Origin of the sequence: Neisseria sp. P0022.S009, from assembly GCF_051956675.1 — a bacterium.
In the GTDB taxonomy this organism is placed as follows: domain Bacteria; phylum Pseudomonadota; class Gammaproteobacteria; order Burkholderiales; family Neisseriaceae; genus Neisseria.
In genome coordinates this window covers 192,731-218,339 of record NZ_JBQCXE010000004.1, presented here as the reverse complement: position 1 = coordinate 218,339, position 25,609 = coordinate 192,731, and the positions used below count along the sequence as shown (strand labels likewise).

25 protein-coding genes are annotated in these 25,609 nt (G+C 49.2%); 16 read left to right on the top strand and 9 right to left on the bottom strand.

What is annotated here, in order from left to right:
* Both ACTHUG_RS07720 and ACTHUG_RS07715 read right to left on the bottom strand, forming a co-directional pair.
* Nucleotides 1–3,430 (bottom strand): ESPR-type extended signal peptide-containing protein (locus tag ACTHUG_RS07720; RefSeq protein WP_440386543.1); only part of this gene is annotated, 3,430 nt, incomplete at its 3' end.
* 559 nt (nucleotides 3,431–3,989) lie between these two features.
* On the bottom strand, nucleotides 3,990–4,610 hold the full coding sequence (locus ACTHUG_RS07715; RefSeq protein WP_070583532.1) for an L-threonylcarbamoyladenylate synthase: 621 nt from the start codon (nucleotides 4,608–4,610) through the stop codon (nucleotides 3,990–3,992).
* 218 nt (nucleotides 4,611–4,828) lie between these two features.
* On the opposite strand from ACTHUG_RS07715, the gene dusA reads away from it, so the two are divergent.
* From dusA to nqrM, 13 genes are all read left to right on the top strand, one after another.
* Complete coding sequence (gene dusA, locus ACTHUG_RS07710) at nucleotides 4,829–5,833, top strand: tRNA dihydrouridine(20/20a) synthase DusA (protein WP_070843165.1); 1,005 nt, start codon at nucleotides 4,829–4,831, stop codon at nucleotides 5,831–5,833.
* A 213-nt stretch (nucleotides 5,834–6,046) separates the two neighbouring features.
* Entirely contained in the window at nucleotides 6,047–6,529 is a 483-nt protein-coding gene (locus ACTHUG_RS07705) for an Lrp/AsnC family transcriptional regulator (RefSeq protein ID WP_003684427.1), read from the top strand.
* 117 nt (nucleotides 6,530–6,646) lie between these two features.
* Nucleotides 6,647–7,243 carry a DUF1415 domain-containing protein gene (locus tag ACTHUG_RS07700; RefSeq protein ID WP_188213498.1) on the top strand — a complete coding sequence of 199 codons (597 nt, stop codon included), beginning with the start codon at nucleotides 6,647–6,649 and terminating at the stop codon, nucleotides 7,241–7,243.
* A 13-nt stretch (nucleotides 7,244–7,256) separates the two neighbouring features.
* The gene (locus tag ACTHUG_RS07695; protein ID WP_049323898.1) at nucleotides 7,257–7,616 is read left to right on the top strand and encodes a YbaN family protein; all 360 of its coding nucleotides are present in this window, start codon (nucleotides 7,257–7,259) and stop codon (nucleotides 7,614–7,616) included.
* A gap of 442 nt (nucleotides 7,617–8,058) precedes the next feature.
* Entirely contained in the window at nucleotides 8,059–9,477 is a 1,419-nt protein-coding gene (locus tag ACTHUG_RS07690; protein ID WP_440386542.1) for a sodium:proton antiporter, read from the top strand.
* 336 nt (nucleotides 9,478–9,813) lie between these two features.
* Entirely contained in the window at nucleotides 9,814–11,157 is a 1,344-nt protein-coding gene (locus ACTHUG_RS07685) for a Na(+)-translocating NADH-quinone reductase subunit A (RefSeq protein WP_440386541.1), read from the top strand.
* A 2-nt stretch (nucleotides 11,158–11,159) separates the two neighbouring features.
* Entirely contained in the window at nucleotides 11,160–12,392 is a 1,233-nt protein-coding gene (locus ACTHUG_RS07680) for an NADH:ubiquinone reductase (Na(+)-transporting) subunit B (protein ID WP_440386540.1), read from the top strand.
* The gene (locus ACTHUG_RS07675) at nucleotides 12,385–13,161 is read left to right on the top strand and encodes a Na(+)-translocating NADH-quinone reductase subunit C (protein WP_440386539.1); all 777 of its coding nucleotides are present in this window, start codon (nucleotides 12,385–12,387) and stop codon (nucleotides 13,159–13,161) included. Before ACTHUG_RS07680 ends, ACTHUG_RS07675 begins: the two co-directional genes overlap by 8 nt.
* The gene (locus ACTHUG_RS07670) at nucleotides 13,161–13,787 is read left to right on the top strand and encodes an NADH:ubiquinone reductase (Na(+)-transporting) subunit D (protein WP_036493003.1); all 627 of its coding nucleotides are present in this window, start codon (nucleotides 13,161–13,163) and stop codon (nucleotides 13,785–13,787) included. Before ACTHUG_RS07675 ends, ACTHUG_RS07670 begins: the two co-directional genes overlap by 1 nt.
* 3 nt (nucleotides 13,788–13,790) lie before the next feature.
* On the top strand, nucleotides 13,791–14,384 hold the full coding sequence (gene nqrE, locus ACTHUG_RS07665) for an NADH:ubiquinone reductase (Na(+)-transporting) subunit E (RefSeq protein WP_003684365.1): 594 nt from the start codon (nucleotides 13,791–13,793) through the stop codon (nucleotides 14,382–14,384).
* Between the two features lie 13 nt (nucleotides 14,385–14,397).
* Nucleotides 14,398–15,615: an NADH:ubiquinone reductase (Na(+)-transporting) subunit F gene (gene nqrF / locus ACTHUG_RS07660; protein WP_049336055.1), complete on the top strand. Its 1,218-nt coding sequence runs from the start codon at nucleotides 14,398–14,400 to the stop codon at nucleotides 15,613–15,615.
* 132 nt (nucleotides 15,616–15,747) lie between these two features.
* Nucleotides 15,748–16,818, top strand: coding sequence for an FAD:protein FMN transferase (locus ACTHUG_RS07655; RefSeq protein ID WP_003748810.1), 1,071 nt, complete (start codon nucleotides 15,748–15,750; stop codon nucleotides 16,816–16,818).
* A gap of 17 nt (nucleotides 16,819–16,835) precedes the next feature.
* Nucleotides 16,836–17,057, top strand: a complete 222-nt coding sequence (nqrM, locus tag ACTHUG_RS07650) for a (Na+)-NQR maturation NqrM (protein WP_003680888.1) — start codon at nucleotides 16,836–16,838, stop codon at nucleotides 17,055–17,057.
* Nucleotides 17,058–17,285: 228 nt separating this feature from the next.
* On the opposite strand, the gene rpmG is transcribed toward nqrM, so the two are convergent.
* The 6 genes from rpmG to ACTHUG_RS07620 all read right to left on the bottom strand — a co-directional run bounded on the left by rpmG (nucleotide 17,286) and on the right by ACTHUG_RS07620 (nucleotide 21,539).
* Nucleotides 17,286–17,441: a 50S ribosomal protein L33 gene (rpmG, locus tag ACTHUG_RS07645; protein ID WP_003684373.1), complete on the bottom strand. Its 156-nt coding sequence runs from the start codon at nucleotides 17,439–17,441 to the stop codon at nucleotides 17,286–17,288.
* Between the two features lie 30 nt (nucleotides 17,442–17,471).
* Nucleotides 17,472–17,705, bottom strand: coding sequence for a 50S ribosomal protein L28 (gene rpmB / locus ACTHUG_RS07640; RefSeq protein ID WP_002216391.1), 234 nt, complete (start codon nucleotides 17,703–17,705; stop codon nucleotides 17,472–17,474).
* A gap of 250 nt (nucleotides 17,706–17,955) precedes the next feature.
* The gene (gene brnQ, locus ACTHUG_RS07635; protein WP_440386538.1) at nucleotides 17,956–19,284 is read right to left on the bottom strand and encodes a branched-chain amino acid transport system II carrier protein; all 1,329 of its coding nucleotides are present in this window, start codon (nucleotides 19,282–19,284) and stop codon (nucleotides 17,956–17,958) included.
* Complete coding sequence (locus ACTHUG_RS07630) at nucleotides 19,281–20,192, bottom strand: segregation and condensation protein A (protein ID WP_440386537.1); 912 nt, start codon at nucleotides 20,190–20,192, stop codon at nucleotides 19,281–19,283. The genes brnQ and ACTHUG_RS07630 overlap by 4 nt, the downstream gene beginning before the upstream one ends.
* 92 nt (nucleotides 20,193–20,284) lie before the next feature.
* The gene (locus ACTHUG_RS07625; RefSeq protein ID WP_440386536.1) at nucleotides 20,285–20,752 is read right to left on the bottom strand and encodes a hypothetical protein; all 468 of its coding nucleotides are present in this window, start codon (nucleotides 20,750–20,752) and stop codon (nucleotides 20,285–20,287) included.
* A 10-nt stretch (nucleotides 20,753–20,762) separates the two neighbouring features.
* Nucleotides 20,763–21,539 (bottom strand): tRNA threonylcarbamoyladenosine dehydratase, encoded by a 777-nt coding sequence (locus ACTHUG_RS07620; RefSeq protein WP_440386535.1) that lies wholly within the window; start codon nucleotides 21,537–21,539, stop codon nucleotides 20,763–20,765.
* Between the two features lie 186 nt (nucleotides 21,540–21,725).
* Between ACTHUG_RS07620 and ACTHUG_RS07615 the strand changes: the two genes are divergently transcribed.
* Complete coding sequence (locus ACTHUG_RS07615) at nucleotides 21,726–22,190, top strand: universal stress protein (RefSeq protein ID WP_315115703.1); 465 nt, start codon at nucleotides 21,726–21,728, stop codon at nucleotides 22,188–22,190.
* A gap of 78 nt (nucleotides 22,191–22,268) precedes the next feature.
* Here the strand turns inward: ACTHUG_RS07615 and hemL are convergent, their stop codons facing one another.
* A complete protein-coding gene (gene hemL / locus ACTHUG_RS07610; RefSeq protein WP_440386534.1) occupies nucleotides 22,269–23,552 on the bottom strand; it encodes a glutamate-1-semialdehyde 2,1-aminomutase in 1,284 nt (427 codons plus the stop codon).
* Between the two features lie 198 nt (nucleotides 23,553–23,750).
* Between hemL and ACTHUG_RS07605 the strand changes: the two genes are divergently transcribed.
* Both ACTHUG_RS07605 and miaB read left to right on the top strand, forming a co-directional pair.
* Nucleotides 23,751–24,146 (top strand): hypothetical protein, encoded by a 396-nt coding sequence (locus ACTHUG_RS07605; protein WP_004519559.1) that lies wholly within the window; start codon nucleotides 23,751–23,753, stop codon nucleotides 24,144–24,146.
* Nucleotides 24,147–24,217: 71 nt separating this feature from the next.
* Nucleotides 24,218–25,540, top strand: coding sequence for a tRNA (N6-isopentenyl adenosine(37)-C2)-methylthiotransferase MiaB (miaB, locus tag ACTHUG_RS07600; protein WP_440386533.1), 1,323 nt, complete (start codon nucleotides 24,218–24,220; stop codon nucleotides 25,538–25,540).
* Nucleotides 25,541–25,609: the final 69 nt, after the last annotated feature.

Sequence of the window (25,609 nt, the reverse complement as noted above, 5' to 3'; positions counted from 1 at the left end):
TGGTCGCAAACAGTTGGCTGCCGTTAACGGCGTCTTTGCTGTTGGCATTGAGGTCGCCGTCGGCCACGTTGGTCACTTTGTTACCGGCGGCATCGATACCGGACTTGGTCAGGCTAGGACCGCCTGCAACTTTCACACCGTCGTTGTTCACGGTGGTGTCGCCGGCTTCGACGCTGTTCACTACCAGGTCTTTTTTCAGCTTAACGGTCACTTTATCGTCTTGGGCTTCGGTGGTGATGTTGTCGTCGCCGGCAACGGTCACGGTGGAGCCGAGTTTTTCGATATTGGTGCTGCCGTTGTCGCCGTTGAAGGTCAGGCCTTTGCTGTCAACGGTGGTTTTGGCATCTACGCCTTTTTGGATGTTATCTTTAGTGCTTTGAGCGAGATCGATACTGTAATTAGTTGTGACTGCGCCATCGGATGCAGTTGTAGTATTGGAGGTCAAATTCAAAGCATTGGAAACTTGTACAGTTGCTTTATCTGCGCTGACGGTATAAGTGGTTTCTTTGCCTGAAGTTGTTTTATTAACGTGCGTGTTGCTGCCTGCCGCTACATTGGTTGTGGTTTTGGCATTATTGATGGCATTGGCTACATCACCAGCAGTCGCTACACCGGCAGTCGGTGCGGACACTGTGCCATTATTATTGACAGACAATGTGCCTTGAGTGACGTTGATTTGAACTTTTGATGCATTCTCGCCATCGGTAACTGCAACGGTCGTCAAGTTGCCATTAGCGTAGTTGACTGTACCGTTGTTATTGATACGGGATTTGTCTGTACCGTTTTGTTGGATATTGTGTCCAACATTGTTCATAACTGTGTACAGTTGGCTACCATTAACTGCATCGGTTGAAGTGGCGGAAATACGGCCTGCGGCAACATTCTGGATTTGGCGTTCATTGCCTGCGCTGCCTACAGAAACCGCGCCTGTTTTAGAGGATGAAGAAGCAGCATAGCTGACATTGGTCGCAGCGCCGCTATCGTTTTTGAATGAGGCATTTTTAGCTGTTGCATCAAAATTATTGGCAGTGCCAACAGCACCATTGCCCAATGCAACAGAGCTACCAACCGTAGTCGTCGCACCATTACCCAACGCAACTGAATCGCTTCCAGTCGCTTTTGCATTATTACCGCCGGCAAAACTATTCTGCCCGGCAGCTTGGGCTGAGGAACCAATAGCGGTGGAATAAAGGCCTGAACTGTTTGCCTGCTTACCAATGGCGATAGAATAAGCTTGCATTGTCTGCGCCTGATGACCAATTGCAACAGAATCATCACCGACTGCATTTGACAAATAGCCCATTGCCGTACCGTTATTTTGTGCTGCTGCCCTTGCACCGACAACAGTTGCATTTTCGTAGTTGGCTCTACTGTGAGCACCGACGACTATAGAGTAATTGCGATCATTTTCTGTGTTCAAACCTATGGCAATAGAGCCTGTACCGCGGGAATTGGCATTAGAGCCTAAAGCCACGGCTCCCACAGTTCCTGAAGTTACAGTTGCATTTGGGCCAACGGCAACAGAAGACGAACCAAGTACGTTGGCATTATGGCCCAAGGAAACACTACCCGTCGCACCTGTACTTGTTGCCGCATTCGGTCCGATGGCAATCGAATTGGTTGCTTTTGCGCCATCATTATTCCAGTTTTTCGTACCGTCAGTTTTGCCTTCTTCTGACTTAACAGAAAAATAACGAACGCGTTCAAGCGCATTCAATACGCCATAAAGTTGAGAGCCGTTGATGGCATCAGTAGAAGTAGCAGAAATATCGCCAGGGGATACATTGATAATTTGGCGTTCGTAACCTTGAGAACCAACAGACACAACATCACCGGCATCGGTAGTTTGACCGCCTGCCCAAGTGTAGGTTACACCCATAATTTCGCGTTGAACGTATGCCCGACCTTCTTTATCGGTTTTAGAAGCCGTACCCAAAGCTACAGAGTTCAGCAAAGTTGCTTTTGCACCTGTACCCAAAGCTACACCGCCAAAGGCAGTGGCCTGAGATTTGGTACCGATAGCCAGAGACAAATCGGCAGATGAATTAGACTGCACACCTAATGCAACAGAACCTTGACCGGCAATAGTATTACCATAAGAACCGTGATTCATCGTATCACCAGTCATCTCTTTATAAATATCACGCAGACTTTTACCGCTCAGCGTATATTCACCGGTCTTTGCACCTTTTTCATTATATTTGATGAATTTATCCGTTGCATTGCCAGAATATCGAGTACTACCTACCGAATCTAAATCATCACCACCAATAGCAACAGATGAATTACCATTAGCCAAGACATTGCCGCCAACCGCAATAGATTGGTCTCCCTTTGCCCACGCACCCTCAGGTCTGCCCTGTGGATCAACACGGTTACCTGAACCAATAGCAATAGACTGGGTTATCTTAGAACTACTTGAATCGCCTACTCGAGCCGTATTACCAATAGCAATATTATTGTGCGTTACATTCACATTCATAATATTTTGCGAAAGAACTCCAGATGCACGTCCAATAGCAATCGTACCAAGTCCGGTTGCATTCGCGTCTGCACCAAGTGCAATAGCACTTGATGCTGCATTACCCGAAGCTGGAGAATTTGCCACTGCACTTTTACCGATGGCAATGGTATTTCCAGTTTGAGCTTGGGCTGAATTACCTATGGCGATAGACTCACTTTGATAACCCACTGCATTGGTACCGATTGCAATGGCATTTTGCGCATTGGCTGCAGCCTGACTGCCGCTGCCAATTGCAATGCCGTCTTGACCTCTTGATGTGCTGGATTGGCCCAAAGCCATTGAGCCTATACCAAATGCTTGCGCCGAATTACCCAATGCTGTTGTGTTCGTATTATTGGCAAGAGCATTCTTACCTACCGCTGTCGCTTGCGTACCATTTGCTTTGGAATCTGCACCCAATGCTGTTGAATCTGCAGAAACAGCATTGGCACTTTTACCTATCGCTGTTGCATTTGAACTACTTGCACTTGTATCTGCACCCATCGCAACAGCATGATTTTGAGTAGCTTTGGCATTTGTACCAACAGCAAGGCTGTTATTATGTGTTGCATTTGCACTCGTACCTACCGCAACTGCACCATTAGCCGTAGCATTGGCTGATGCTCCTACTGACAGGGCACCAATACCGGTCGCTGTTGCACCACTAACCGCAGTAGCACTGGTCGGAGGATCAACCGCAATTTTTCCTTGTTGAGCAGTTGCCGCATACGAATTACCTGCACCCAAAAGAGCTGCCGAAATTACTGTCAATCTGAAAACTGTCGCAATACCATTTTTACCGGATTCGGCAGATACATCTGTACTGTTTTGTTCTGCGGACGATTTCACACGGCCTTTGGCTAATTCGGACGTTACAACGAAAGATTGAATCGTACGGTTCCAAACGACTTTAAATATCTTATTCATTAGTGTGTCTTTCTCTTTTTATGATGAGTAAAAGCGTAGGCGTGAGCATGACGCTACTTTAAAAAATCTATTGCGGAGGATTTCCCTGCAAAATGCTTGCTTCGAGCTGACGTTTATTGTCACTTTAAGACGAAATTTAGGTCTTTCACTATCTCGAAATGAAATAGTATTTCATACTTACTAAATATCCGCTAGTCAGAAATATCAACCGATTATCTTTAATTTCTAAATGAAATTACGGCTTTCAACCAAAAAACCAATCATCAAAAGGGTTTCAGCCATGTTTCTATTGATAAGCGGTTTGTTGTATTCCATTGACAAGTCATAAGCAAGTACAGTAATCATGCAACTCATATGCCAATTATTTAAAATATTATTTATTAAAAAACGAAAGAAAAAGGCCGTCTGAAATGTTTCAGACGGCCTTTAATGAAATGATATTGAACAACTACTTACATTGAATAATTTGGTTTTTAAGCTATCAATAAAATCGGCAATATGCTTTTAATACATAATAGAAAGAACACGCATATCCCTACTTATACAAACGCGGGTGGTTTTACAAACCGAATACGGCAATATCGCCCTTGCCTTGACGAATCAGCTCGGTACCATCGGTCATATCGATAACCGTCGTCGGCTCAGTACCGCACCAGCCACCATCAATAACCAAATCAACAGCATGCTCAAGACAGTCTCGGATTTCGTATGGATCGGTCAATGGCTCGTCGTCTTCGGGCAGCATGAGGGTGCAACTTAAAATAGGTTCGCCCAATTCTTGCAAAAGCGCCAAGGCAGTAGCGTTATTGGGAACACGCAGGCCGATGGTTTTGCGCTTGGGATGAAGCGTGCGATTGGGTACTTCTTTGGTTGCCTGCAAGATAAAGGTGTAGCTGCCGGGCGTAGCTGCTTTAAGCTGGCGGAATTGGGCATTATCTACTTTGGCGTAAGTACCCAATTCGCTCAAATCGGCACACATCAAGGTCAGATGGTGTTTTTGATCGATTTTGCGGATTGTGAGAATGCGCTCCATCGCGGTTTTGTCGCCTAGTTTGCAACCCAGCGCATAGCAGGAATCCGTAGGGTAAACGATGACACCGCCACTGCGGACAATATCGGCGGCTTGTTTGATGAGGCGGTCTTGGGGATTATCGGGATGGATGGCGAAAAATTGTGCCATGTTTTTTTTCCTTATCATTCTAATGGTTTGTTGTTTGACATTTTAAAACTTATTTGGCCGTCTGAATATTGGATTTCCACCACCATGAATGGATTTAGCCTCTGCTACAACACGGCTGCACCCAGTGATACCTTATATACAATTTTGATTTACCGGCTAATATCGAAAGTCAATTTAATACACTATATAATGCGTTATTTTGTTTGAAAGTCATCTCAATGCCTGCTTCTTCCCTACCTTCCCGCCGCTTGTCTGTTGCCCCCATGCTCGATTGGACAGACCGACACTATCGCTTTATGGCGCGACAAATTACACGCAATGCTTGGCTTTATAGCGAAATGGTCAATTCAGGCGCAGTGGTTTACGGAGATAAAGACCGCTTTTTGAGTTTCAACGAAGGCGAGCAACCGGTAGCTTTACAGCTTGGCGGCTCAGATCCGCATGACTTGGCAATCGCTACCAAAGCGGCTGAAGCGTATGGCTATAATGAAGTCAACCTAAATTGCGGCTGCCCCAGCCCACGCGTTCAAAAAGGCGCTTTCGGCGCTTGCCTGATGAATGATGTAGATTTAGTGGCAGATTGTTTGAACGCGATGCAGGATGCAGTTGAAATTCCGGTGACGGTCAAACACCGCATCGGTGTAGACAGACAAACAGAATATCAAGTCGTAGCAGATTTTGTGGGAACATTACACAAAAAAACAGCCTGCCGCACATTTATCGTCCATGCGCGTAATGCTTGGTTAGACGGTTTATCCCCGAAAGAAAACCGCGAAGTCCCGCCACTCAAATATGAATACGTCTATCGCTTAAAACAAAATTTTCCCGACTTGGAAATTTTGATTAACGGCGGCATCACCACCAACGAAGAAATCGCCGAACATCTGAAATTTGTCGATGGGGTCATGATCGGGCGCGAGGCTTATCATAATCCAATGCTGATGCGCAATTGGGATGTACTGTTTTACAACGACACACACGCACCAATCCAATACGCAGATTTAGCAGCTTGGCTATACGCATACAGCCGCGAACAAATCGCCTCAGGACGCGGCACCATCCTACGCCACATCGTCCGCCATGCCCTAGGCTTGATGCACGGCCTAAAAAATGCCCGCACTTGGCGCCGTATGCTCTCAGATGCCGCCTTGCTGAAAGACAACGACGGCAGCCTGATTCTAGACGCATGGAAAGAAGTCGAACGCGCAAATATTTGGGACTAATGCCATATAGTGCGAATAAATGAAAGGCCGTCTGAAACATCCGTTTTCAGACGGCTCTCGTCTTTTCACCACTACATAAAACAAATTCGCAACACTCCTGATAAGACAATTTGTCGCCCATCTGAACTCAATATATAATTTAACCATACAAGTCTTTATTTTTAAGCATTTTTCATTTTTAAAACATACATTGCCTACATTGGGAGAAACATCATGCCTCATCTGAATTTAGATAAAACGGATTTAAAGATTCTGCAGGTTTTGCAGGAAAACGGGCGGTTGAGCAATGTTGAGCTTTCTGAAAAGGTGGCACTCTCTCCTTCTCCCTGCCTGCGCCGTCTCAAGCAGCTTGAAGATGCGGGCATCATTCAAAAATACGCCGCCCAGCTTTCCCCTGTTTCTTTGGGCTTGGGTTTGCAGGCTTTTATCCGTGTATCGATTAGCAAGGCAAAAGATGCGCGCGAGGATTTTTCCGAATCTGTCCGCGCTTGGCCGGAAGTATTGAGCTGCTTTGCGTTAACGGGTGAAACCGACTACCTGCTCCATGCGTTTTTTACCGATATGAACGCGTTTTCCCATTTTGTTTTGGACACGCTGCTTTCGCACCACGGCGTGCAAGATGCGCAATCGAGTTTTGTGTTGAAAGAAATTAAAAACACGACCGCTCTGCCTTTGGTTCATTTGGTTCAAGATTGATGATTTGAAACTGATGAAGGCCGTCTGTTGTTCAGACGGCCTTTTAAATTTCTATGGTTTGCGTTCACATCCATACACTTGTATACTTTTTAAGAATAATTCACATAAGCTTTTACCATGACTGACACTGCCCATCTTGACGCCCATACTGTTTCAGAACATACCAAACAATGGCTGGAAAAAGCCGTTATCGGCCTAAATCTCTGCCCGTTTGCCAAAGCGCCGCACGTTAAAAACCTGGTTCGCATCGTTGTCAGCGAAGCCCGTCATTTGGACGGTTTCCTTGAAGACTTGGATCGTGAATTGCAGCTTCTGGGCAATACGCCCGCTTCGGAATTGGAAACCACTTTACTGGTTCATCCAACGCTGTTCCCTGATTTTGAAACCTTCAACCAAATGTTGGAAATCGCCGATGATGCCGTTGTAGAAAACGAATTGGAAGGTATTGTCCAAATTGCGCCGTTCCATCCTGATTTTCAATTTGAAGGCACAGAAGCCGACGACATCAGCAACTACACCAACCGCTCGCCCTACCCGACTTTACACCTGATTCGTGAAGACAGCATTGCCAAAGCGGCTGAAGCGTTTCCCGATGCCTCGGCAATTTTTGACCGCAATATTGCGCTGCTGGAAAAAATGGGGCATGAGGGCTGGGATAAGTTGGACATTCCGCGTTGTCCATTTCCGCATCACAAGCCGTCTGAAAACAACTAATTGGTGATGGAAGATGGTTCGTCATCTATTGATTTTTTGCGGCGCATTGTCGCTTGTCTTGGGTATTATCGGCATTTTCCTGCCATTTCTGCCGACTACGCCTTTCATTTTATTGACCGCTACTTGCTGGGCACAGGCTTCGCCACGCTTTCACAATTGGCTCTATCATCACCGCTATTTCGGCCCCATCATACAAAATTGGGAAAACAACGGTGCCGTGCCGCGCAAAGCAAAGTTTTTCGCTATCGGCATGATGACCTTTTCTTGCCTGTTGATGTTTTGGCGGTTTCCGGAACGCTGGTGGATCGGTGTCATATCGTCAATCTGTTGCAGCTGCGTGGCCGTGTGGATGTGGCTGCGGCCGGAAGCATAAAATAAAGCAGGTGGGCATTTTCGCTCACCTGTTTTTGTTTTCATACCCAATTTATCCATCAAAACAATCAATAAGGCCTAAAACACCCTATTCAACCCTCATTTTTTCAGACGGCCTTTATTTATTCAATCAAATGTAAATTTTAGCTAAAATTAATCTAAATTGTTTTTCTGATAGGATTATTATTAAAAATTCAAACCCCTGTTTCAAAACCACTTTTCTACTACTTTCGACTACTTCCCTCCCTTTTATTTCTTTATTTGTATCAACATTTCTTTTGATTCCAACACCCTAAACCGTCCCTTAACACTTGCTTTGCGTTATACTTTCCCCTGACACAACCGCGCAGTTCGTCTGGATATTTTCAGACGGCCTGAATATTTCACCGCCGTACTTTCTCAACAAAGTTCCTAACGGCGCAACAGAATAAAAAGGAAATACTATGCGCTACCTCTCGTTTTTACTGCTGCTTGCCGCCTTCCCGGCAGCAGCATCCGATTTTGACGGCTCGTCCGCCAGCCTGCTTTGGGGGCTGCCGTTTGCCCTGATTCTCTTGTCTATCGCACTCGGACCTCTGCTTTTCTCCCGTATTTGGCACCACCATTTCGGCAAAATTACCGCGTTTTGGACGCTGCTGTTTTTAACGCCGTTTATCGTAACCTTTGGTTTCAGCGCCGGCGTACATACCGTTGCCCATGCGTTGGTTGAAGAATATATTCCGTTTATCCTGCTGCTTTTGGCACTCTATACCATTTCGGGCGGTATTTTTGTCAGCGGCGACTTGCATGGCTCGCCGAAATTAAACACCACCCTGTTGGCAGTCGGTACGGCTTTGTCATCCGTCATGGGCACGACAGGCGCGGCGATGTTGATGATTCGCCCGCTTTTAAAAGCCAACCATAATCGCTACTATCGTGTTCACATCGTGATTTTCTTCATTTTCTTGGTGGCGAATATCGGCGGCGGCTTGACGCCGTTGGGCGATCCTCCGCTGTTTTTGGGTTTCCTGAAAGGCGTAGATTTCATGTGGACCGTCAAACACATGCTGATGCCTGTGTTGATCAGTTCCGTGGTTTTGCTGACTGTTTTCTACATCATCGACAGCAGACATTTTCATCGTGAACAACGCGAACACCTTGTCCCTGCTTCTACCGAAACCGAAGAGAAAGTCAAAATTTACGGCAAATGGAATTTCCTGTTGCTGGCAGGTGTAGTCGGCGCAGTTTTGCTCTCCGGCTTGTGGCAGCCGAATCATCCGGGTTTCGAGATTTTGGGCAGCCACTATGCACTGCAAAACTTGGCACGCGATGGTATTTTGCTGGCTCTGACCGCCGTATCTTGGATTATTACGCCCAAACAAGTACGCGCAGGCAATGAGTTCAACTTCGAGCCGATTGCCGAAGTGGGCAAACTGTTTTTGGGTATCTTTATTACCATTTCGCCCGTCTTGGCGATTTTGAAAGCCGGTGAAGCAGGCGCACTGGGCGCTGTCGTGTCTCTGGTTCACGACGCGGCAGGCAACCCGATTAATGTGATGTATTTCTGGATGAGCGGCATTTTGTCGGCATTCTTGGATAACGCGCCGACTTATTTGGTGTTCTTCAATATGGCCGGTGGCGATGCCCAAGCCTTGATGACAGGCCATCTGTTCCATTCACTGCTGGCAGTATCCATGGGTTCCGTATTCATGGGCGCGCTCACTTATATCGGTAATGCGCCGAACTTCATGGTCAAAGCCATTGCCGAGCAGCGCGGCGTACCGATGCCCTCTTTCTTCGGCTATATGGCATGGTCGGTGATTGTATTGATACCGCTGTTTGCCCTGCATACGATGATTTTCTTCGTTTGGCAGCTCTTTTAAACTTAAGGCCGTCTGAAATTCAGACGGCCTTTTATTTTCTAACAAATCAGCAAACATAATTCTTAAATATCAATCAGTTAAAATTTTTCCGCTTTAACATTTCATTACATATCCCTACTTTTTTCCCACTTTTCCCGTAAAAATAAGCGTAAAACTGACATAAAACGGCCCATACCTGATAGAATCTAAAGCTTTGCTGTTTGCGTTTATTCGTTGTTTTTATAGCAAACCTCTGCTTTTTTCAGACGGCCCGTCCTTTGTTTCAAAGCATTACATGCCGTCTGAAAAAATAATCCGACATCCGAATATCAACCCACCAAAAAGTAACGCATCCTTATGATTAAGATAAAAAAAGGCTTAGACCTGCCCATCGCGGGCAGACCGGAGCAAGTCATTTATGACGGTCCGGCCATCACCGAAGTCGCGTTGCTTGGCGAAGAATATGTCGGCATGCGCCCCTCGATGAAAATCAAGGAAGGCGAAGCCGTCAAAAAAGGCCAAGTGTTGTTTGAAGACAAAAAGAATCCGGGCGTAGTATTTACCGCGCCGGCTTCAGGCAAAATCGCCGCGATTCACCGTGGCGAAAAGCGCGTACTTCAGTCAGTCGTGATTGCCGTTGAAGGCAACGACGAAATCGAGTTCGAACGCTACGCACCTGAAGCGTTGGCAAAATTGAGCAACGAAGAAGTGCGCCGCAACCTGATTCAATCCGGTTTGTGGACTGCGCTGCGCACCCGTCCGTTCAGCAAAATCCCTGCCGTCGATGCCGAGCCGTTCGCCATCTTCGTCAATGCAATGGACACCAATCCCCTGGCTGCCGATCCTACGGTTATCATCAAAGAAGCCGCCGAAGACTTCAAACACGGCCTGTTGGTATTGAGCCGCCTGACCGAGCGTAAAATCCATGTGTGCAAAGCAGCCGGTGCGAATGTGCCGTCTGCAAACGCTGCCAACATCGAAACACATGAATTCAGCGGCCCGCATCCTGCCGGTTTGAGCGGTACGCACATTCATTTCATCGAGCCAGTCGGCGCGAATAAAACCGTTTGGACCATCAATTATCAAGACGTGATTGCCATCGGACGTTTGTTTACCACAGGCCGTCTGAACACCGAGCGCGTGATTGCCTTGGGTGGCTCTCAAGTCAACAAACCGCGCCTTTTGCGTACCGTTTTGGGTGCAAAAGTATCGCAAATTACCGCCGGCGAATTGGTTGATGCAGACAACCGTGTGATTTCCGGCTCGGTATTGAATGGCGCGATTGCGCAAGGCGCGCACGATTACCTCGGCCGCTACCACAATCAGATTTCCGTTATCGAAGAAGGCCGCAACAAAGAGCTGTTCGGCTGGGTTGCGCCGCAGCCGGACAAATACTCCATCACGCGCACAACCCTCGGTCATTTCCTGAAAAACAAACTCTTCAAGTTCAACACAGCCGTCAACGGCGGCGACCGCGCCATGGTACCGATCGGCACTTACGAGCGCGTGATGCCGCTGGACATCCTGCCCACCTTGCTTTTGCGCGATTTAATCGTCGGCGATACCGACAGCGCGCAGGCATTGGGTTGCTTGGAATTGGACGAAGAAGACCTCGCTTTGTGCAGCTTCGTCTGCCCGGGCAAATACGAATACGGCCCGCTGTTGCGCAAGGTGCTGGAAACCATTGAGAAGGAAGGCTGATTATGGGCTTGAAACATTTTCTTGAAAAAATCGAACCGCACTTCCTGCCGGGCGGCAAACATGAAAAATGGTATGCCCTCTACGAAGCTGCGGCGACGATTTTCTACACATCCGGCGCGGTAACGCGCAAAGCGGCACACGTCCGCGACGCGCTCGACTCCAAGCGCATGATGATCTTGGTGTGGCTGGCTCTGTTCCCTGCCATGTTCTACGGCATGTACAACGTCGGCGTACAGGCATTCGGTGCGTTAACGCCCGATTTGTTGCAACAAAACATCGCCAACGACTGGCATTACGCCCTTGCCAACGCTTTGGGCATCAATATGTCGTCTGAAGCAGGCGTGTTGGGCAAAATGCTGTTCGGCGCAATTTACTTCCTGCCGATTTACGCGACCGTATTTATCGTCGGCGGTTTTTGGGAAGTTTTGTTCGCCACCGTGCGCAAACACGAAATCAACGAGGGTTTCTTCGTGACTTCGATTTTGTTCGCCTTAATCGTTCCGCCTACCCTGCCGCTGTGGCAGGCCGCCCTGGGTATTACCTTCGGCGTGGTGGTTGCAAAAGAGGTGTTCGGCGGTACGGGTAAAAACTTTATGAACCCTGCGCTGGCAGGCCGTGCCTTCTTGTTCTTTGCCTACCCTGCCAACATTACCGGCGACACCGTTTGGACGGCGGTTGACGGCTATTCCGGCGCAACCGCGCTCGCTCAATGGGCAGCACACGGTGCTGACGGCCTGCAAAATGCCGTTACCGGTAAATCCATCACTTGGATGGATGCGTTTATCGGCAACTTACCCGGTTCTATCGGCGAAGTATCTACTTTGGCGCTTTTAATCGGCGGCGCGTTTATCGTGTTTGCCCGCATCGCTTCTTGGCGCATTATTGCCGGCGTGATGATCGGTATGATTACCATGTCTTCGCTGTTTAACTTCATCGGTTCGGACACCAATCCGATGTTCAGCATGCCTTGGTATTGGCATCTGGTTGTCGGCGGCTTTGCCATCGGTATGCTGTTTATGGCGACCGACCCTGTTTCCGCTTCCTTTACCAATGTCGGCAAATGGTGGTACGGCGCGCTGATTGGTGTGATGTGCGTATTGATCCGCGTGGTCAACCCTGCTTACCCCGAAGGCATGATGTTGGCGATTCTGTTTGCCAACCTGTTTGCCCCGATTTTCGACTATTTCGTCGCACAAGCGAACATCAAACGCAGAAAGGCGCGCAGCAATGGCTAAGAAATTCGATAAAGACAGCTTCAGCGGCACGCTGATTGTGGTATTGGTTGTCAGCCTGATTTGTTCCATCATCGTTGCCGGTGCGGTCGTCGGCTTGAAACCCATCCAAGAGAAACAAAAACTCCAAGACAAACAAGGCTATATCCTGAGCGTAGCCGGTTTGATGGATAAAAACACCGACATCAGCAAAACCTTTGCCGAGCGTATCGAGCAACGCGTTGTCGATTTGGCAACCGGCGAATACGTGAAAGATGCGCCGAAAGACTTCAGCGCGCGCATCGCAGGCAAAGACCCTGCCCAAAGCATCCAAATCAAACCCGAAGACGATTTGGCAGGTATCAAGAGCCGTGCCAAATACACCGAGGTTTATCTGGTAAAAGGCGATGACGGCAAAGTCAGCCAAATCATCCTGCCTATGCATGGCAACGGTTTGTGGTCTGTTATGTACGGCTTTGTCGCCATCCAACCCGACGGCAACACCATCAACGGCATCACTTACTACGACCAAGGCGAAACCCCGGGCTTGGGCGGCGAAATCGGCAATCCGTTGTGGCAACAAAAATTCGTCGGTAAAAAACTGTTTGACGAACAAGGCAAACTCGCCCTGCATGTCGGCAAAGGCGCAAGTGCGGACAAAGAACACGGCGTAGATGCCCTCTCCGGCGCATCGCTGACATCTAAAGGCGTGCAAGGTTCGTTCGCCTACTGGTTCGGCGAAAACGGCTATATCCCCTACCTGAACAAATTGAAATCAGCAGGAGCACAATAATGGCTGACATGAAACGCTTGAAATATTTGATGTTTTCACCCTTTATCGACAACAACCCGATTGCCTTGCAGGTTTTGGGGATTTGTTCGGCTTTGGCGGTTACCACCAAGCTTCAGACGGCCATCGTGATGGGTATTTCCGTGAGTTTGGTAACCGGTTTTTCCAGCTTTTTCATTTCTTTGGTACGCAACTACATCCCCAACAGCATCCGTATTATTGTGCAAATGGCGATTGTTGCCTCTTTGGTAACGCTGGTTGACCAACTGCTTCAGGCCTTTGCCTATGAACTGTCAAAACAGCTCTCCGTATTCGTCGGCCTGATTATTACCAACTGTATCGTGATGGGCCGTGCTGAAGCATTCGCCATGAAAGAGCCGCCGCTGGAAAGCTTGGTTGACGGTATCGGCAACGGCGCAGGTTACGGCATGATGTTGATCATTATCGCAACCATCCGCGAACTGATCGGATCTGGCAAGCTCTTTGGCTACACCATTTTCCAAACCGTACAAGATGGCGGCTGGTATCAAACCAACGGCTTGTTCCTGCTCGCTCCCAGCGCGTTCTTCATCATCGGTTTCTTGGTATGGGGTCTGCGCACTTGGAAACCTGAACAGGCGGAGAAATAACACATGGAACATTACTTAAGCCTCTTTGTAAAATCCGTCTTTCTGGAAAACATGGCACTGTCCTTCTTCTTGGGGATGTGTACGTTTTTGGCGGTATCTAAAAAAGTATCTACTGCATTCGGTTTGGGCGTTGCCGTCACTTTCGTACTCGGCCTGTCTGTCCCTGCCAACCAACTCGTTTACTCGCTGCTGAAAGACGGTGCGCTGGTTGAAGGCGTGGATTTGACCTTCCTGAAATTCATCACCTTCATCGGCGTGATTGCCGCTTTGGTGCAGATCTTGGAAATGTTCTTGGACAAATTCGTCCCTGCCCTCTACAACGCATTAGGTATCTACCTGCCCCTGATTACCGTAAACTGCGCGATTTTCGGTGCCGTATCGTTTATGGCGCAACGCGAATACAACTTCGGTGAGTCCGTTGTATACGGTTTCGGCGCAGGCTTGGGCTGGCTTTTGGCTATTGTCGCTTTGGCGGGCATCACCGAAAAAATGAAATATTCGGATGTCCCTAAAGGCCTCAAAGGCTTGGGCATTACCTTTATCGCCGCCGGCCTGATGGCAATGGCGTTTATGTCGTTCTCCGGCATCCAGTTATAAGAAAGGAATCGGCATGGAGATTATTTTAGGTATCGTGATGTTTACCGTCATCGTCTTGGTTTTGGCACTGATGATTCTGTTTGCCAAATCCAAGTTGGTGAGCGAAGGCAACATCACCATCAAAGTCAATAACGAAAAAGAACTGACGATGCCTGCCGGCGGCAAACTGCTGGGTGCGCTTGCCAGCCAAGGTATTTTCGTTCCCTCCGCCTGCGGTGGCGGCGGCTCATGCGGTCAATGCCGCGTTGTCGTGAAAAGCGGCGGCGGCGACATTCTGCCGACCGAGTTGTCCCACATCAGCAAACGCGAAGCACGCGAAGGCTGCCGTCTGTCTTGTCAGGTCAACGTCAAAACCGACATGGACATCGAAGTACCGGAAGAAGTGTTCGGCGTGAAAAAATGGGAATGTACTGTCATCTCCAATGACAACAAAGCCACGTTCATTAAAGAACTCAAGCTTGCCATTCCTGAAGGCGAAGAAGTTCCTTTCCGTGCCGGCGGCTACATTCAAATTGAAGCTCCGCCGCACACCGTTGCCTACAAAGACTTCGATATTCCTAAGGAATACCACGAAGACTGGGACAAATACAATCTGTGGCAATACGTTTCCAAAGTGGACGAGCCGATTTTGCGCGCTTACTCTATGGCTTCATATCCAGAAGAGAAAGGCATCATCATGCTGAACGTGCGTATCGCCACGCCGCCTCCGCGCGTACCTGATGCGCCTCCGGGACAAATGTCGTCCTACATCTGGTCGCTCAAACCCGGCGACAAAGTAACCATCTCCGGTCCGTTCGGCGAATTCTTCGCCAAAGATACCGATGCTGAAATGGTATTCATCGGCGGCGGTGCAGGTATGGCACCGATGCGTTCCCACATTTTCGACCAGCTGAAACGTTTGAACTCCAAACGTAAGATTACTTTCTGGTATGGTGCCCGTTCTAAACGCGAGATGTTCTATGTCGAAGACTTCGACCAACTAGCGGCAGAGTACCCGAACTTCACATGGCACGTCGCCCTGTCCGACCCATTGCCTGAAGACAACTGGGACGGTTACACAGGATTCATCCACAACGTGGTTTACGAAAACCACCTGAAAAACCACGAAGCACCGGAAGACTGCGAATTCTACATGTGCGGCCCTCCAATCATGAACCAGTCCGTGATCAAAATGCTCAAAGACTTGGGCGTGGAAGACGAAAACATCCTCTTGGACGATTTCGGCGGCTAACCAACAAAAAGGAAGAAACTTCGGTTTCTTCCTTTTTTATTGCCAGGCCGTCTGAAAATCATACTTTCAGACGGCCTGAACCTTTCTTTTACGATACAATAAAGGCTTCAAAAAATAATCCGCAAATCCCTTATGCCGTTTCTTTCCAATTCGTTTTACCGTCCAATAATCGGTTGCACCGTTGCCATCTTTTCCGCATTTACACTCTCTGCCTGCCAACCTGAAAAACAACAACAAACCATCACTCTGCAAGGCGAGACCATGGGCACGACCTATACCGTCAAATACCTTTCAGACGGCCAAGACAAACTCCCCTCCCCTGCCGAAATACAAAAACGCATTGATGATGCACTTAAAGAAGTCAATCGGCAAATGTCTACCTACCAGACCGATTCTGAAATCAGCCAATTCAACCAGCTGCGTACCGTCAACCAGGCCATGCCCATTTCCCAAGACTTTGCCTATGTAACCGGTGAAGCCTTGCGTTTAAACAAACTGACGCACGGCGCACTGGACGTAACCGTCGGCCCTTTGGTCAACCTTTGGGGATTCGGCCCGCAAAAAGAAATCACGCACGAACCGACCGCACAAGAAATCCAACATGCTTCAGAAATGGTCGGTACGGACAAACTCAAACTTTCCCAAGACGGACAGCATCCCACACTTGCCAAGACCCATCCCGAAGTCTATTTGGATCTATCCTCCATTGCCAAAGGCTTTGGTGTAGATAAAACCGCCGCCGAACTTGAAAAACTCAATATCGGCAATTATTTGGTTGAAATCGGCGGCGAGTTGCATGGCAAAGGCCGCAATGCGCAAGGCAACCCTTGGCGTATCGGCATCGAGCAACCCAATATCGTTCAAGGCGGCGCCACTCAAATTACCATTCCATTGGACAATAAATCACTGGCCACGTCCGGCGACTACCGCATTTTCCATGTCGATAAGTCAGGCCGTCGCCTTTCCCATATCATCAACCCTAAAACCAAACAACCCATCAGCCACAACCTTGCTTCCATCAGCGTAGTAGCAGAAAACGCCACACTTGCAGACGGCCTTTCCACCGGATTGTTCGTCCTCGGAGAAACTGAAGCGCTTAAACTTGCCGAGCAAGAAAATCTCGCCGTTTTCCTTATCATCCGAACCCCGCAAGGCGGCTACCATACTAAAATGTCCAGCGCATTCAAGAAATTATTAAACTAACCTTCAGGAATACACACATGAAAACCCTCCTTCTGACTTTCGGCATCTTTATCATTGTCATCCTCGGCATGGCAGTCGGCTACATCTTCTCCAAACGCACCATCAAAGGCAGCTGCGGCGGCATTTCCTCTCTCGGCATGAAGAAAATGTGCGATTGCGACACGCCATGCGATACTTTGCAAAAAGAGCTGGATAAAAAACAACATTCCGATAATCAAGGCATCAAAGTCGATCATTAAGTCTTTGTTGAATGTTTATTCATAACTCAAGGCTGTTTATCCCCCATCAGGCCGTCTGAAAAACAAAAGAGCGTGAACCCTATGGATACACGCTCTTTTGTTTTACCTCTTCCAAAGCAATCCAAAAATATCTTGCACACCCGTTTAAATCAAAACCACTCCAAACCAATCATGAAACAAAAAGAAAAGCTCCTGCAAAACAGGAGCTTTTTCTTGGAAGAAACCGGATTATTTCAATTTAGTTTCTTTGTAAATAACGTGTTTACGGGCTACTGGGTCAAATTTTTTGATTTCCAGTTTGCCAGGCATAGTACGTTTGTTTTTAGTAGTTGTGTAGAAGTGACCAGTACCAGCACTGGACTCCAGTTTGATTTTATCGCGCATTGCAGTAATCCTTAATTAATGGTGTTTAAATTAAGCTTCGCCGCGAGCACGCAAATCAGCCAATACGACATCAATGCCTACTTTATCGATGGTGCGCAATGCAGCGTTAGAAACGCGCAGGCGAACCCAGCGGTTTTCACTTTCTACCCAGAAACGACGTGATTGCAAGTTAGGCAAAAAACGACGTTTGGTTTTGTTGTTGGCGTGTGATACGTTATTGCCAGACATCGGGCGCTTACCGGTCACTTTGCAAACTCGTGCCATGGTTAGTCTCCAAACTTCTAAAATAGTAAAACGCGATTTATACCACGAAATCCGCCTTCAGTTCAAGTCGTTTACTGAAAAAACGGGATTTGTGGAAATAAACCTTCTCAATATGTTGCATCTGCGAAACGGTATCTCGCAAAGCCTTAACTTTTCAATTATAACGGATTTCTTCAAAAAAATCATCTGTCGTTTGTTTGGTCGGCGAAATAAACAGGCCGTCTGAACATTTCAGACGGCCTGTTTATCGTCATGCTTTTTTCTTCAACGCCGCATTCAAAATGCAGCCGAGTATAAAACAGGCTAAAGAAGGAACAACCCACCCCAAACCGATATTGTAAAACGGCAATGCGCGCTCGATGGCGGCAGCGGTGTCGGCATCCAATCCAAACGCAGCTTTATAGGCATCGAGCAGACCGACTACAAGGGCCGCCATCATGGTGCAGAAATAGACAATACGGCCGCCGCCAAACAGTTTATCCGTCAAAGCCAGCAGAATGATGACGATAGTCAGCGGATACAACAGCATCAACATTGGAATAGAAAAATGTAAAATCGCTGACAGGCCTTTATTGGCCAACAGGATAGACACCACCGTATTCAGTATCACAAAGACTTTATAGGAAATACCCGGGCAAAGACGGTTGAAATATTCGGCGCATGAAGTAATCAAACCCACCGCAGTACTCAGACAAGCCAGCAGCACCATGACGCCAAGCAACACAATACCGGCCGTACCGAAATAATGCTGTGCGGTTTTAGACAAAACCAACGCGCCGTTTTCCTGCAAGCCGATACCGGCCACACCTGTCGCGCCCATATAGCCGATAAACAGGTAAACCACTGCCAGGCAGGAAGCCGCCAACACACCGGAAATCGTCGTGGTCTTCAGCAAATCCGCGCGGTTGTCCACGCCCATGGCGCGAACGGCATCGATGACGATAATGGCAAACACCAGCGAAGCCAGCGCGTCCATGGTGCCGTAGCCTTCCAAAATACCTTTAACCAACGGATGAGTGGCAAAATCGCCTTGCGCTGCCTGTGGCACGCCCATCGGGTTGATAGCGGCATAGCCGACCAATATTGCAATTGCCAGCAATAAAACGGGCGTAAGGATTTTACCGATACGGTCAACCAGCTTACCCGGAGAAATCGACAGCCAATAAGTCATGCCGAAAAACACCAGGCTGAATACGGCCAATGCGATGTTTTTCCAAGATTCATCGATGAAAGGAGAGATGGCGGTTTCAAAAGATACCGTTGCCGTACGCGGCATGGCAAACAAGGGGCCGATTGCCAAATAAAGCGCGGCGGCAAAAGTCACGCCGTACCAAGGCGCAACACGGGAAGCCAGCGCTTCCACATCACGCGAGCCGGAATAGCCGACGGCAATCACGCCCAGCAGTGGCAACCCCGCCCCGGTCAACAAAAAGCCGAACATTGCTGAAAGCCAGTTTTCGCCTGCCTGCTGCCCCAAATAAGCCGGGTAAATTAAGTTACCCGCGCCGAAAAACAGCGCAAACAGCATCAAACCCACCGCCCATAAAGAGGCCTTGCTGCGACTTGTCGTCGAATTCATCTTAAATTCTCTTTTTCCAAATAACCGTTATCGGCTTCATCGGTTTCATCGATTTCAAGGCCGTCTGAAAGCATTTCGGCTTCGTTTGTTTCCAAACCGTCTTTCAGGCTGATTTCGATTTCGCCATAATTTTCAGGCTGTACGATACGCACCAAGCCTTCTTTGGCCAATTCCAGCAATGCAATAAAATTGACCACCACATACGTCGCGCCCTGCTCCGGCTTAAACAAATCGCTGAATTTGCTGATGCCACTTTCGTTCAAACGGCGCAAAATCGCCGTCATCTGCGCGCGCACGGAAATGGTTTCCCGCACCACTTCATGACTGCGCGTATGCTTGGCGCGCGACAAAATACCCAACCAAGCCTGCGTCAAATCGGCAACGTACACTTCCGGCAACTTCGCTTCGACCGCAATTTCCAGCGGTAAATACGCCCAAGCGAAATCACGTCCGGCACGCGGCAATGCGTCCAAGCCCTGAGCCGCCAGTTTCATTTGTTCGTAAGCCAACAGACGACGCACCAGCTCGGCACGCGGGTCCGCCTCTTCATCCTCAACTTCTTCAGGACGCGGCAACAACAGGCGCGATTTAATTTCAATCAACATCGCCGCCATCAACAGGTATTCCGCCGCCAAATCAAACTGATATGCCTCCATTTGGGCAATATAGTGCAGATACTGCTCGGTAATCTTCACCATCGGAATATCGAGGACATCGATATTTTGCTTGCGGATAAGGTACAGCAGCAAATCCAACGGCCCTTGGAAGCTGCTCAATACCACCTTCAACGCATCGGGCGGAATAAACAAATCCTGCGGCAAATCGGTAACAGGCTGACCGAACACCCACGCAACGGTATGTTCAGACGGCGTTGCGGTAGTGGAAGAAATAAGGTGTTCTGAAGGCATGGTTAAAGGGTCTTTTTCTTTTTAAGTTTAGTAAGAAGTTTCATCAACAAAAGGCCGTCTGAAACGAGGACGATCCGTTTTTAATATAAAAATCAGCGGTTTTTACGATTGATTTGCAAAGAAACGATGGCGACGGCAAAGGTCTGAGCCAAGGCCATGCCCAACAGCGGCAGGCTGGCGAAAACTGTACCCGTCAGTACCGAGCCGATATCTCGGGACAACACAAAACCATCTCTCGCCAGCATCGCCACCATCAAAGCCGACAACAGCAAACTTTCGCAGCCGACCAAAAGCCAAATCATTTTAACCGAACGGCGTTTGCGCCATTTCATGATACCGGCGTGCAAAAGGCTGAATATCACGACGGACAGAAACGGATAAAGAAAAGTGGTGAACGGGCGGGTATAACCGCTTTGCACACACAAATAATCGCCGGGCAGCGTATTGCATTCCATCACATCGAGAAACATCGGATCGACAGCATACATCAACACGCCGAACCATACCGCATAAATCAGACTGGCGATAAAGTAGGCTTTAAAAAATCGGCTCTTACCCATTTCCTACCCCTCACTTCCGCCCTGCGATATGCTCCACCGCAGCCTGCGCACAATACAGCCCAAACGCAGCCGTTACCAGCATACTCGCCCCATAGCCCGCGCAGGACAAACCTTGCGGCGCGGCATCGGTCGAACACGCTTCGCCGGATTGCGGCGGCGTAATATTCTCGGTTGAATAAACGCAAGGCACGCGCATTTTTTCTTTGGTATCGCGGCTGAAGCCGTAGCGTTTGCGCAAGGTGTAGCGCAGGTTGGAAAGCAGCGGATCGTGGGTAACGCGGCTCAAATCGGCGGTTTGGATTAAAGCCGGATTTTTCTGTCCGCCCGCGCCGCCGCTGATAATAAACGGTTGTTTATGTTGCACGAAATACGCCGCCATCGCCGCTTTGACACGGATTTGGTCGATGGCGTCGATGACAAAGTCAAAAGGCCGTCTGAAAAGCTCGTCCAGATTGTCTTCGGTCACAAAATCTTCAATTTCCGTCACTTCGCATTGCGGATTGATTTGGGCAATGCGTTCGCGCAAAGCGGTAACCTTTGCCTTACCGAAATCATCGGTCAAGGCATGCAATTGGCGGTTGACATTGGATTCGGCAACATTGTCCAAATCAATCAGCGTTAAACGACCGATGCCGCTCCTCGCCAACGCCTCCACCGCCCACGAGCCGACGCCGCCGACGCCGACCACGCACACATGCGCGCGCGAAAAGCGCGCCAGCGCTTCGTCTCCGTAAAGTCTGGCAATGCCGCCAAAGCGGCGCGAAGAAAGAAAAGCGGCGTCCTGCATAAGTAACCTTGTGATATATCAATAAATTAATGAAAAACGCGACAGGCGATTTGGACAGACATTATACTTGAAAGCAGATGGGCTGTTGTACCTGCCCGAAAGAGTTTATAATCGTTTCACATTCAGACAAGTTCTGATTTCATATTAAACGAAAGTGCCGCTACTCGGCGCAAAAGGAGAATGAATATGTACAAACATCTGGTTGTAGCCGTTGACGGTAGCGAGACCTCCCTCAATGCATTGAAACACGCCGCCGAACTGGCAAGCCTCAACAAAGCCCAACTGACTTTGGTTCACGTTGCCAACCCTGCCGAATACATGGCTTTGGCTCCTGAATTCCTGCAACACGAAAGCTACGAAGCCGCCGCCGTTGCCCAAGGCAACGAAGTTTTGGATTTCGCAGAAAAAACAGCGCGTGAAAACGGCGTTGAAAACATCGTGAAACACCTGTTGATTGCCAACAAAGGCGCGCGCGAAATGGCGCAAGACTTGGTTGACTACGCCGACGAAAACGGCGCCGACCTGCTGGTACTCGGCACACACGGCCGCACCGGCCTGATGCACCTGCTGATGGGCAGCTTTGCCGAAACCGTAATGCGCCAAAGCCACCTGCCTCTGCTGATTATCCGCAGCAAAGCCGAAGAAGCATAATCAAGCATTGATTTAAAATAGCGAAAGGCCGTCTGAATATTTTTCAGACGGCCTTTTTTCACATGACAGCTTCAGCTTTTATTTTGCCATTTCTTTGAATACTTCGTGTGCCGCAGCAATGGTTTCGTCAATCAGCTCGGGCGTATGCGCGGCGGAAACAAAGCCGGCTTCATAAGCTGACGGGCCGAATGCGACATTGCGGTCGAGCATACCGTGGAAGAAATGTTTGAAACCGTCGATATTGGAACGCGCCATGTCGGCGTAGTTTTGCGGTGCATGGTTGGCAAAATACAGACCGAACATGCCGCCCACGCTGTCCGCCGTAAATTCAACGCCATGCGCTTTGGCCGCGTCGGCGATACCGTTGGCGAGGCGTTGGGTCAGGGCAGTCAGGTTTTCATAGAAGCCTTTGCGCTGAATGATTTCCAGCGTTTTCAAACCGGCCGCAACCGCAATCGGGTTGCCGGACAATGTACCTGCCTGATACACGCCGCCCAACGGGGAAATACATTCCATAATGTCTTTACGGCCGCCGAACGCCGCCAAAGGCATACCGCCGCCGATTACTTTGCCCATGGTGGTCAAATCGGGTTTGATGCCGTGCAAAGATTGCGCGCCGCCCAGCGCCACGCGGAAGCCGGTCATCACTTCGTCGTAAATCAACACGGCACCGTGTTTTTCGGTCAATTCGCGCAAGGCTTTGACAAAGGCTTCAGACGGCCTAACCAGATTCATATTGCCGACAAATGGCTCCAAAATCACACAGGCAATGTCATTGCCGCTTTGGGCAAAGGCTTCTTCCAGTTGGGCGATATTGTTGTACTCGAGTACCAAGGTGTGTTTAGTAAAGTCGGCAGGCACACCGGCGGAAGAAGGATTGCCAAACGTCAGCAGACCGCTGCCTGCTTTCACCAACAGGCTGTCGGAATGGCCGTGGTAGCAGCCTTCAAACTTGATGATTTTGTCGCGGCCGGTAAAACCGCGTGCCAGACGGATGGCGGTCATCGTCGCTTCCGTACCGGAGCTGACAAGGCGCAGCTGCTCGACCGACGGCATGATTTTGTCGATTTCTTCGGCAATGACAATTTCGCCTTCAGTCGGCGCACCAAACGACAAACCGCCCAATGCCGCTTCGCGCACGGCTTCAATGACTTCAGGATGGGCGTGGCCGACAATCGCAGGGCCCCAAGAGCCGACATAGTCGGTATAACGCGTGCCATTTTCGTCCCAAACATACGCGCCTTCTGCCTTTTTGATAAAGCGCGGTACGCCGCCGACGCTGCCGAATGCGCGCACAGGAGAGTTCACGCCGCCGGGAATAATGGCTTTGGCGCGGTTGAACAAGCTTTCATTACGGTTCATGGTCAATTCTTTCGTAAGAGGTCGTCTGAAAATCAAATTGATGCCATTTTAACACCAAATCCTTTTCAGACGGCCCAAGCTTCAAAATAAGAATCGGGCGCAAAATCAAAATTATTCTTTAAAAACAAACACTCTATCCACATTTTTCCTGCTTGTGCTATAATCCGCGACCTATTGAAACAATAAAAGAAAAGCATCATGTTACGCGGATTCATACTCAGCCTCGCCCTTTTGGCGTCCTCCCTCGTCCATGCACAACGCAGCCTGCCTGACGATATGGACGTGGCCGTCTTAAAGACTGTCGATTTGCCTTATCTGAAAGTCAGCAAAGGCGGTTTTTCTTGGACGCGCCTGCTGACCTTGGGCATTGTGGACGGTAATGCGGCCAAACTGCAAATCACGCGCTTCACCAAAATCCACGATGAAAATGACCGTTTCATCCCCATGGGCCGCCTGCTGAATCAAACCGGTAAAGCCGTCGCGTTCAAATACAACGAAGAGAGCCGCCTCGTCCGCGAAATCTGGATTCTGACCGACGCCGAGGCCGACAGGTTTGCCGCACACGCCAAAGCGCAAAAACAGGCGGAAGAATAACTTTCAGACGGCCCGGGTATTCACAGGCCGTCTGAACCCTTTTACAACAAGCAAGTCAATCAAAACAAACCATGAAAAAAGTATTTATCCGCACCTTCGGGTGCCAAATGAACGAGTATGACAGCGAAAAAATGCTGTCCGTCCTCGCCGAAGAACACGGCGGCATCGAGCAGGTTACCCAACCTGACGACGCCGACATCATCTTGTTCAACACCTGCTCCGTGCGCGAAAAAGCACAAGAGAAAGTCTTCTCCGACTTAGGCCGCGTCCGCCCGCTCAAAGAGAAAAACCCAAACGTAATCATCGGCGTTGCCGGCTGCGTTGCCTCTCAAGAAGGCGAAAACATCGTCAAACGCGCTCCGTATGTGGACGTGGTTTTCGGCCCGCAAACACTGCACCGCCTGCCCAAACTCATCGTCGATAAAGAAACCACCGGCCTGTCTCAAATCGACATTTCCTTCCCCGAAATCGAGAAATTCGACCACCTGCCGCCTGCGCGCGTAGAAGGCGGCTCGGCATTCATTTCCATTATGGAAGGCTGTTCCAAATACTGCTCTTACTGTGTCGTCCCTTACACCCGCGGCGAAGAATTCTCCCGCCCGCTCAACGACGTATTGACCGAGATTGCCGGTTTGGCGCAACAAGGCGTTAAAGAAATCAACCTCTTAGGCCAAAACGTCAATGCCTATCGCGGCGAGATGGAAAACGGTGAAATCTGCGACTTCGCCACCTTGTTGCGAATCGTCCACGAAATCCCGGGCATCGAACGCCTGCGCTTTACCACCAGCCATCCGCGCGAATTTACCGACGCGATTATCGAGTGCTACCGCGACCTGCCCAAGCTGGTTTCCCACCTGCACCTGCCGATTCAAAGCGGTTCCGACCGCGTATTGAGCGCGATGAAACGCGGTTACACCGCCTTGGAATACAAATCCATCATCCGCAAGCTGCGCACCATCCGTCCTGATTTGTGCCTCAGCTCCGACTTTATCGTCGGCTTCCCGGGCGAGACCGAGCGCGAGTTCGAGCAAACCTTGAAACTGGTCAAAGACATCGCCTTCGACTTGAGCTTCGTCTTTATTTACAGCCCGCGCCCCGGTACACCTGCCGCCAACCTGCACGACGACACGCCGCACGAAGAAAAAGTGCGCCGCCTCGAAGCTTTGAACGAAGTCATCGAAGCCGAAACCGCGCGCATCAACCAAACCATGGTCGGCACGGTTCAACGCTGCTTGGTCGAAGGCATCTCCAAAAAAGACCCCGACCAACTGCAAGCCCGTACCGCCAACAACCGCGTGGTCAACTTTACCGGCACACCCGACATGATCAACCAAATGATCGATTTGGAAATCACCGAAGCCTACACCTTCTCCTTGAAAGGCAAACCGGTATAAGCACACACAAACAAAGGCCGTCTGAAACTGTTCAGACGGCCTTTATCTTGGTTCGTCACGGCATTATCT

What these genes read in the sequence shown, in the direction of transcription:
- ACTHUG_RS07715 (WP_070583532.1), bottom strand. Translation starts at nt 4,610, where the DNA reads ATGGCACAATTTTTCGCCATCCATCCCGATAATCCCCAAGACCGCCTC.
- dusA (WP_070843165.1), top strand. Translation starts at nt 4,829, where the DNA reads ATGCCTGCTTCTTCCCTACCTTCCCGCCGCTTGTCTGTTGCCCCCATG.
- ACTHUG_RS07705 (WP_003684427.1), top strand. Translation starts at nt 6,047, where the DNA reads ATGCCTCATCTGAATTTAGATAAAACGGATTTAAAGATTCTGCAGGTT.
- ACTHUG_RS07700 (WP_188213498.1), top strand. Translation starts at nt 6,647, where the DNA reads ATGACTGACACTGCCCATCTTGACGCCCATACTGTTTCAGAACATACC.
- ACTHUG_RS07695 (WP_049323898.1), top strand. Translation starts at nt 7,257, where the DNA reads ATGGTTCGTCATCTATTGATTTTTTGCGGCGCATTGTCGCTTGTCTTG.
- ACTHUG_RS07690 (WP_440386542.1), top strand. Translation starts at nt 8,059, where the DNA reads ATGCGCTACCTCTCGTTTTTACTGCTGCTTGCCGCCTTCCCGGCAGCA.
- ACTHUG_RS07685 (WP_440386541.1), top strand. Translation starts at nt 9,814, where the DNA reads ATGATTAAGATAAAAAAAGGCTTAGACCTGCCCATCGCGGGCAGACCG.
- ACTHUG_RS07680 (WP_440386540.1), top strand. Translation starts at nt 11,160, where the DNA reads ATGGGCTTGAAACATTTTCTTGAAAAAATCGAACCGCACTTCCTGCCG.
- ACTHUG_RS07675 (WP_440386539.1), top strand. Translation starts at nt 12,385, where the DNA reads ATGGCTAAGAAATTCGATAAAGACAGCTTCAGCGGCACGCTGATTGTG.
- ACTHUG_RS07670 (WP_036493003.1), top strand. Translation starts at nt 13,161, where the DNA reads ATGGCTGACATGAAACGCTTGAAATATTTGATGTTTTCACCCTTTATC.
- nqrE (WP_003684365.1), top strand. Translation starts at nt 13,791, where the DNA reads ATGGAACATTACTTAAGCCTCTTTGTAAAATCCGTCTTTCTGGAAAAC.
- nqrF (WP_049336055.1), top strand. Translation starts at nt 14,398, where the DNA reads ATGGAGATTATTTTAGGTATCGTGATGTTTACCGTCATCGTCTTGGTT.
- ACTHUG_RS07655 (WP_003748810.1), top strand. Translation starts at nt 15,748, where the DNA reads ATGCCGTTTCTTTCCAATTCGTTTTACCGTCCAATAATCGGTTGCACC.
- nqrM (WP_003680888.1), top strand. Translation starts at nt 16,836, where the DNA reads ATGAAAACCCTCCTTCTGACTTTCGGCATCTTTATCATTGTCATCCTC.
- rpmG (WP_003684373.1), bottom strand. Translation starts at nt 17,441, where the DNA reads ATGCGCGATAAAATCAAACTGGAGTCCAGTGCTGGTACTGGTCACTTC.
- rpmB (WP_002216391.1), bottom strand. Translation starts at nt 17,705, where the DNA reads ATGGCACGAGTTTGCAAAGTGACCGGTAAGCGCCCGATGTCTGGCAAT.
- brnQ (WP_440386538.1), bottom strand. Translation starts at nt 19,284, where the DNA reads ATGAATTCGACGACAAGTCGCAGCAAGGCCTCTTTATGGGCGGTGGGT.
- ACTHUG_RS07630 (WP_440386537.1), bottom strand. Translation starts at nt 20,192, where the DNA reads ATGCCTTCAGAACACCTTATTTCTTCCACTACCGCAACGCCGTCTGAA.
- ACTHUG_RS07625 (WP_440386536.1), bottom strand. Translation starts at nt 20,752, where the DNA reads ATGGGTAAGAGCCGATTTTTTAAAGCCTACTTTATCGCCAGTCTGATT.
- ACTHUG_RS07620 (WP_440386535.1), bottom strand. Translation starts at nt 21,539, where the DNA reads ATGCAGGACGCCGCTTTTCTTTCTTCGCGCCGCTTTGGCGGCATTGCC.
- ACTHUG_RS07615 (WP_315115703.1), top strand. Translation starts at nt 21,726, where the DNA reads ATGTACAAACATCTGGTTGTAGCCGTTGACGGTAGCGAGACCTCCCTC.
- hemL (WP_440386534.1), bottom strand. Translation starts at nt 23,552, where the DNA reads ATGAACCGTAATGAAAGCTTGTTCAACCGCGCCAAAGCCATTATTCCC.
- ACTHUG_RS07605 (WP_004519559.1), top strand. Translation starts at nt 23,751, where the DNA reads ATGTTACGCGGATTCATACTCAGCCTCGCCCTTTTGGCGTCCTCCCTC.
- miaB (WP_440386533.1), top strand. Translation starts at nt 24,218, where the DNA reads ATGAAAAAAGTATTTATCCGCACCTTCGGGTGCCAAATGAACGAGTAT.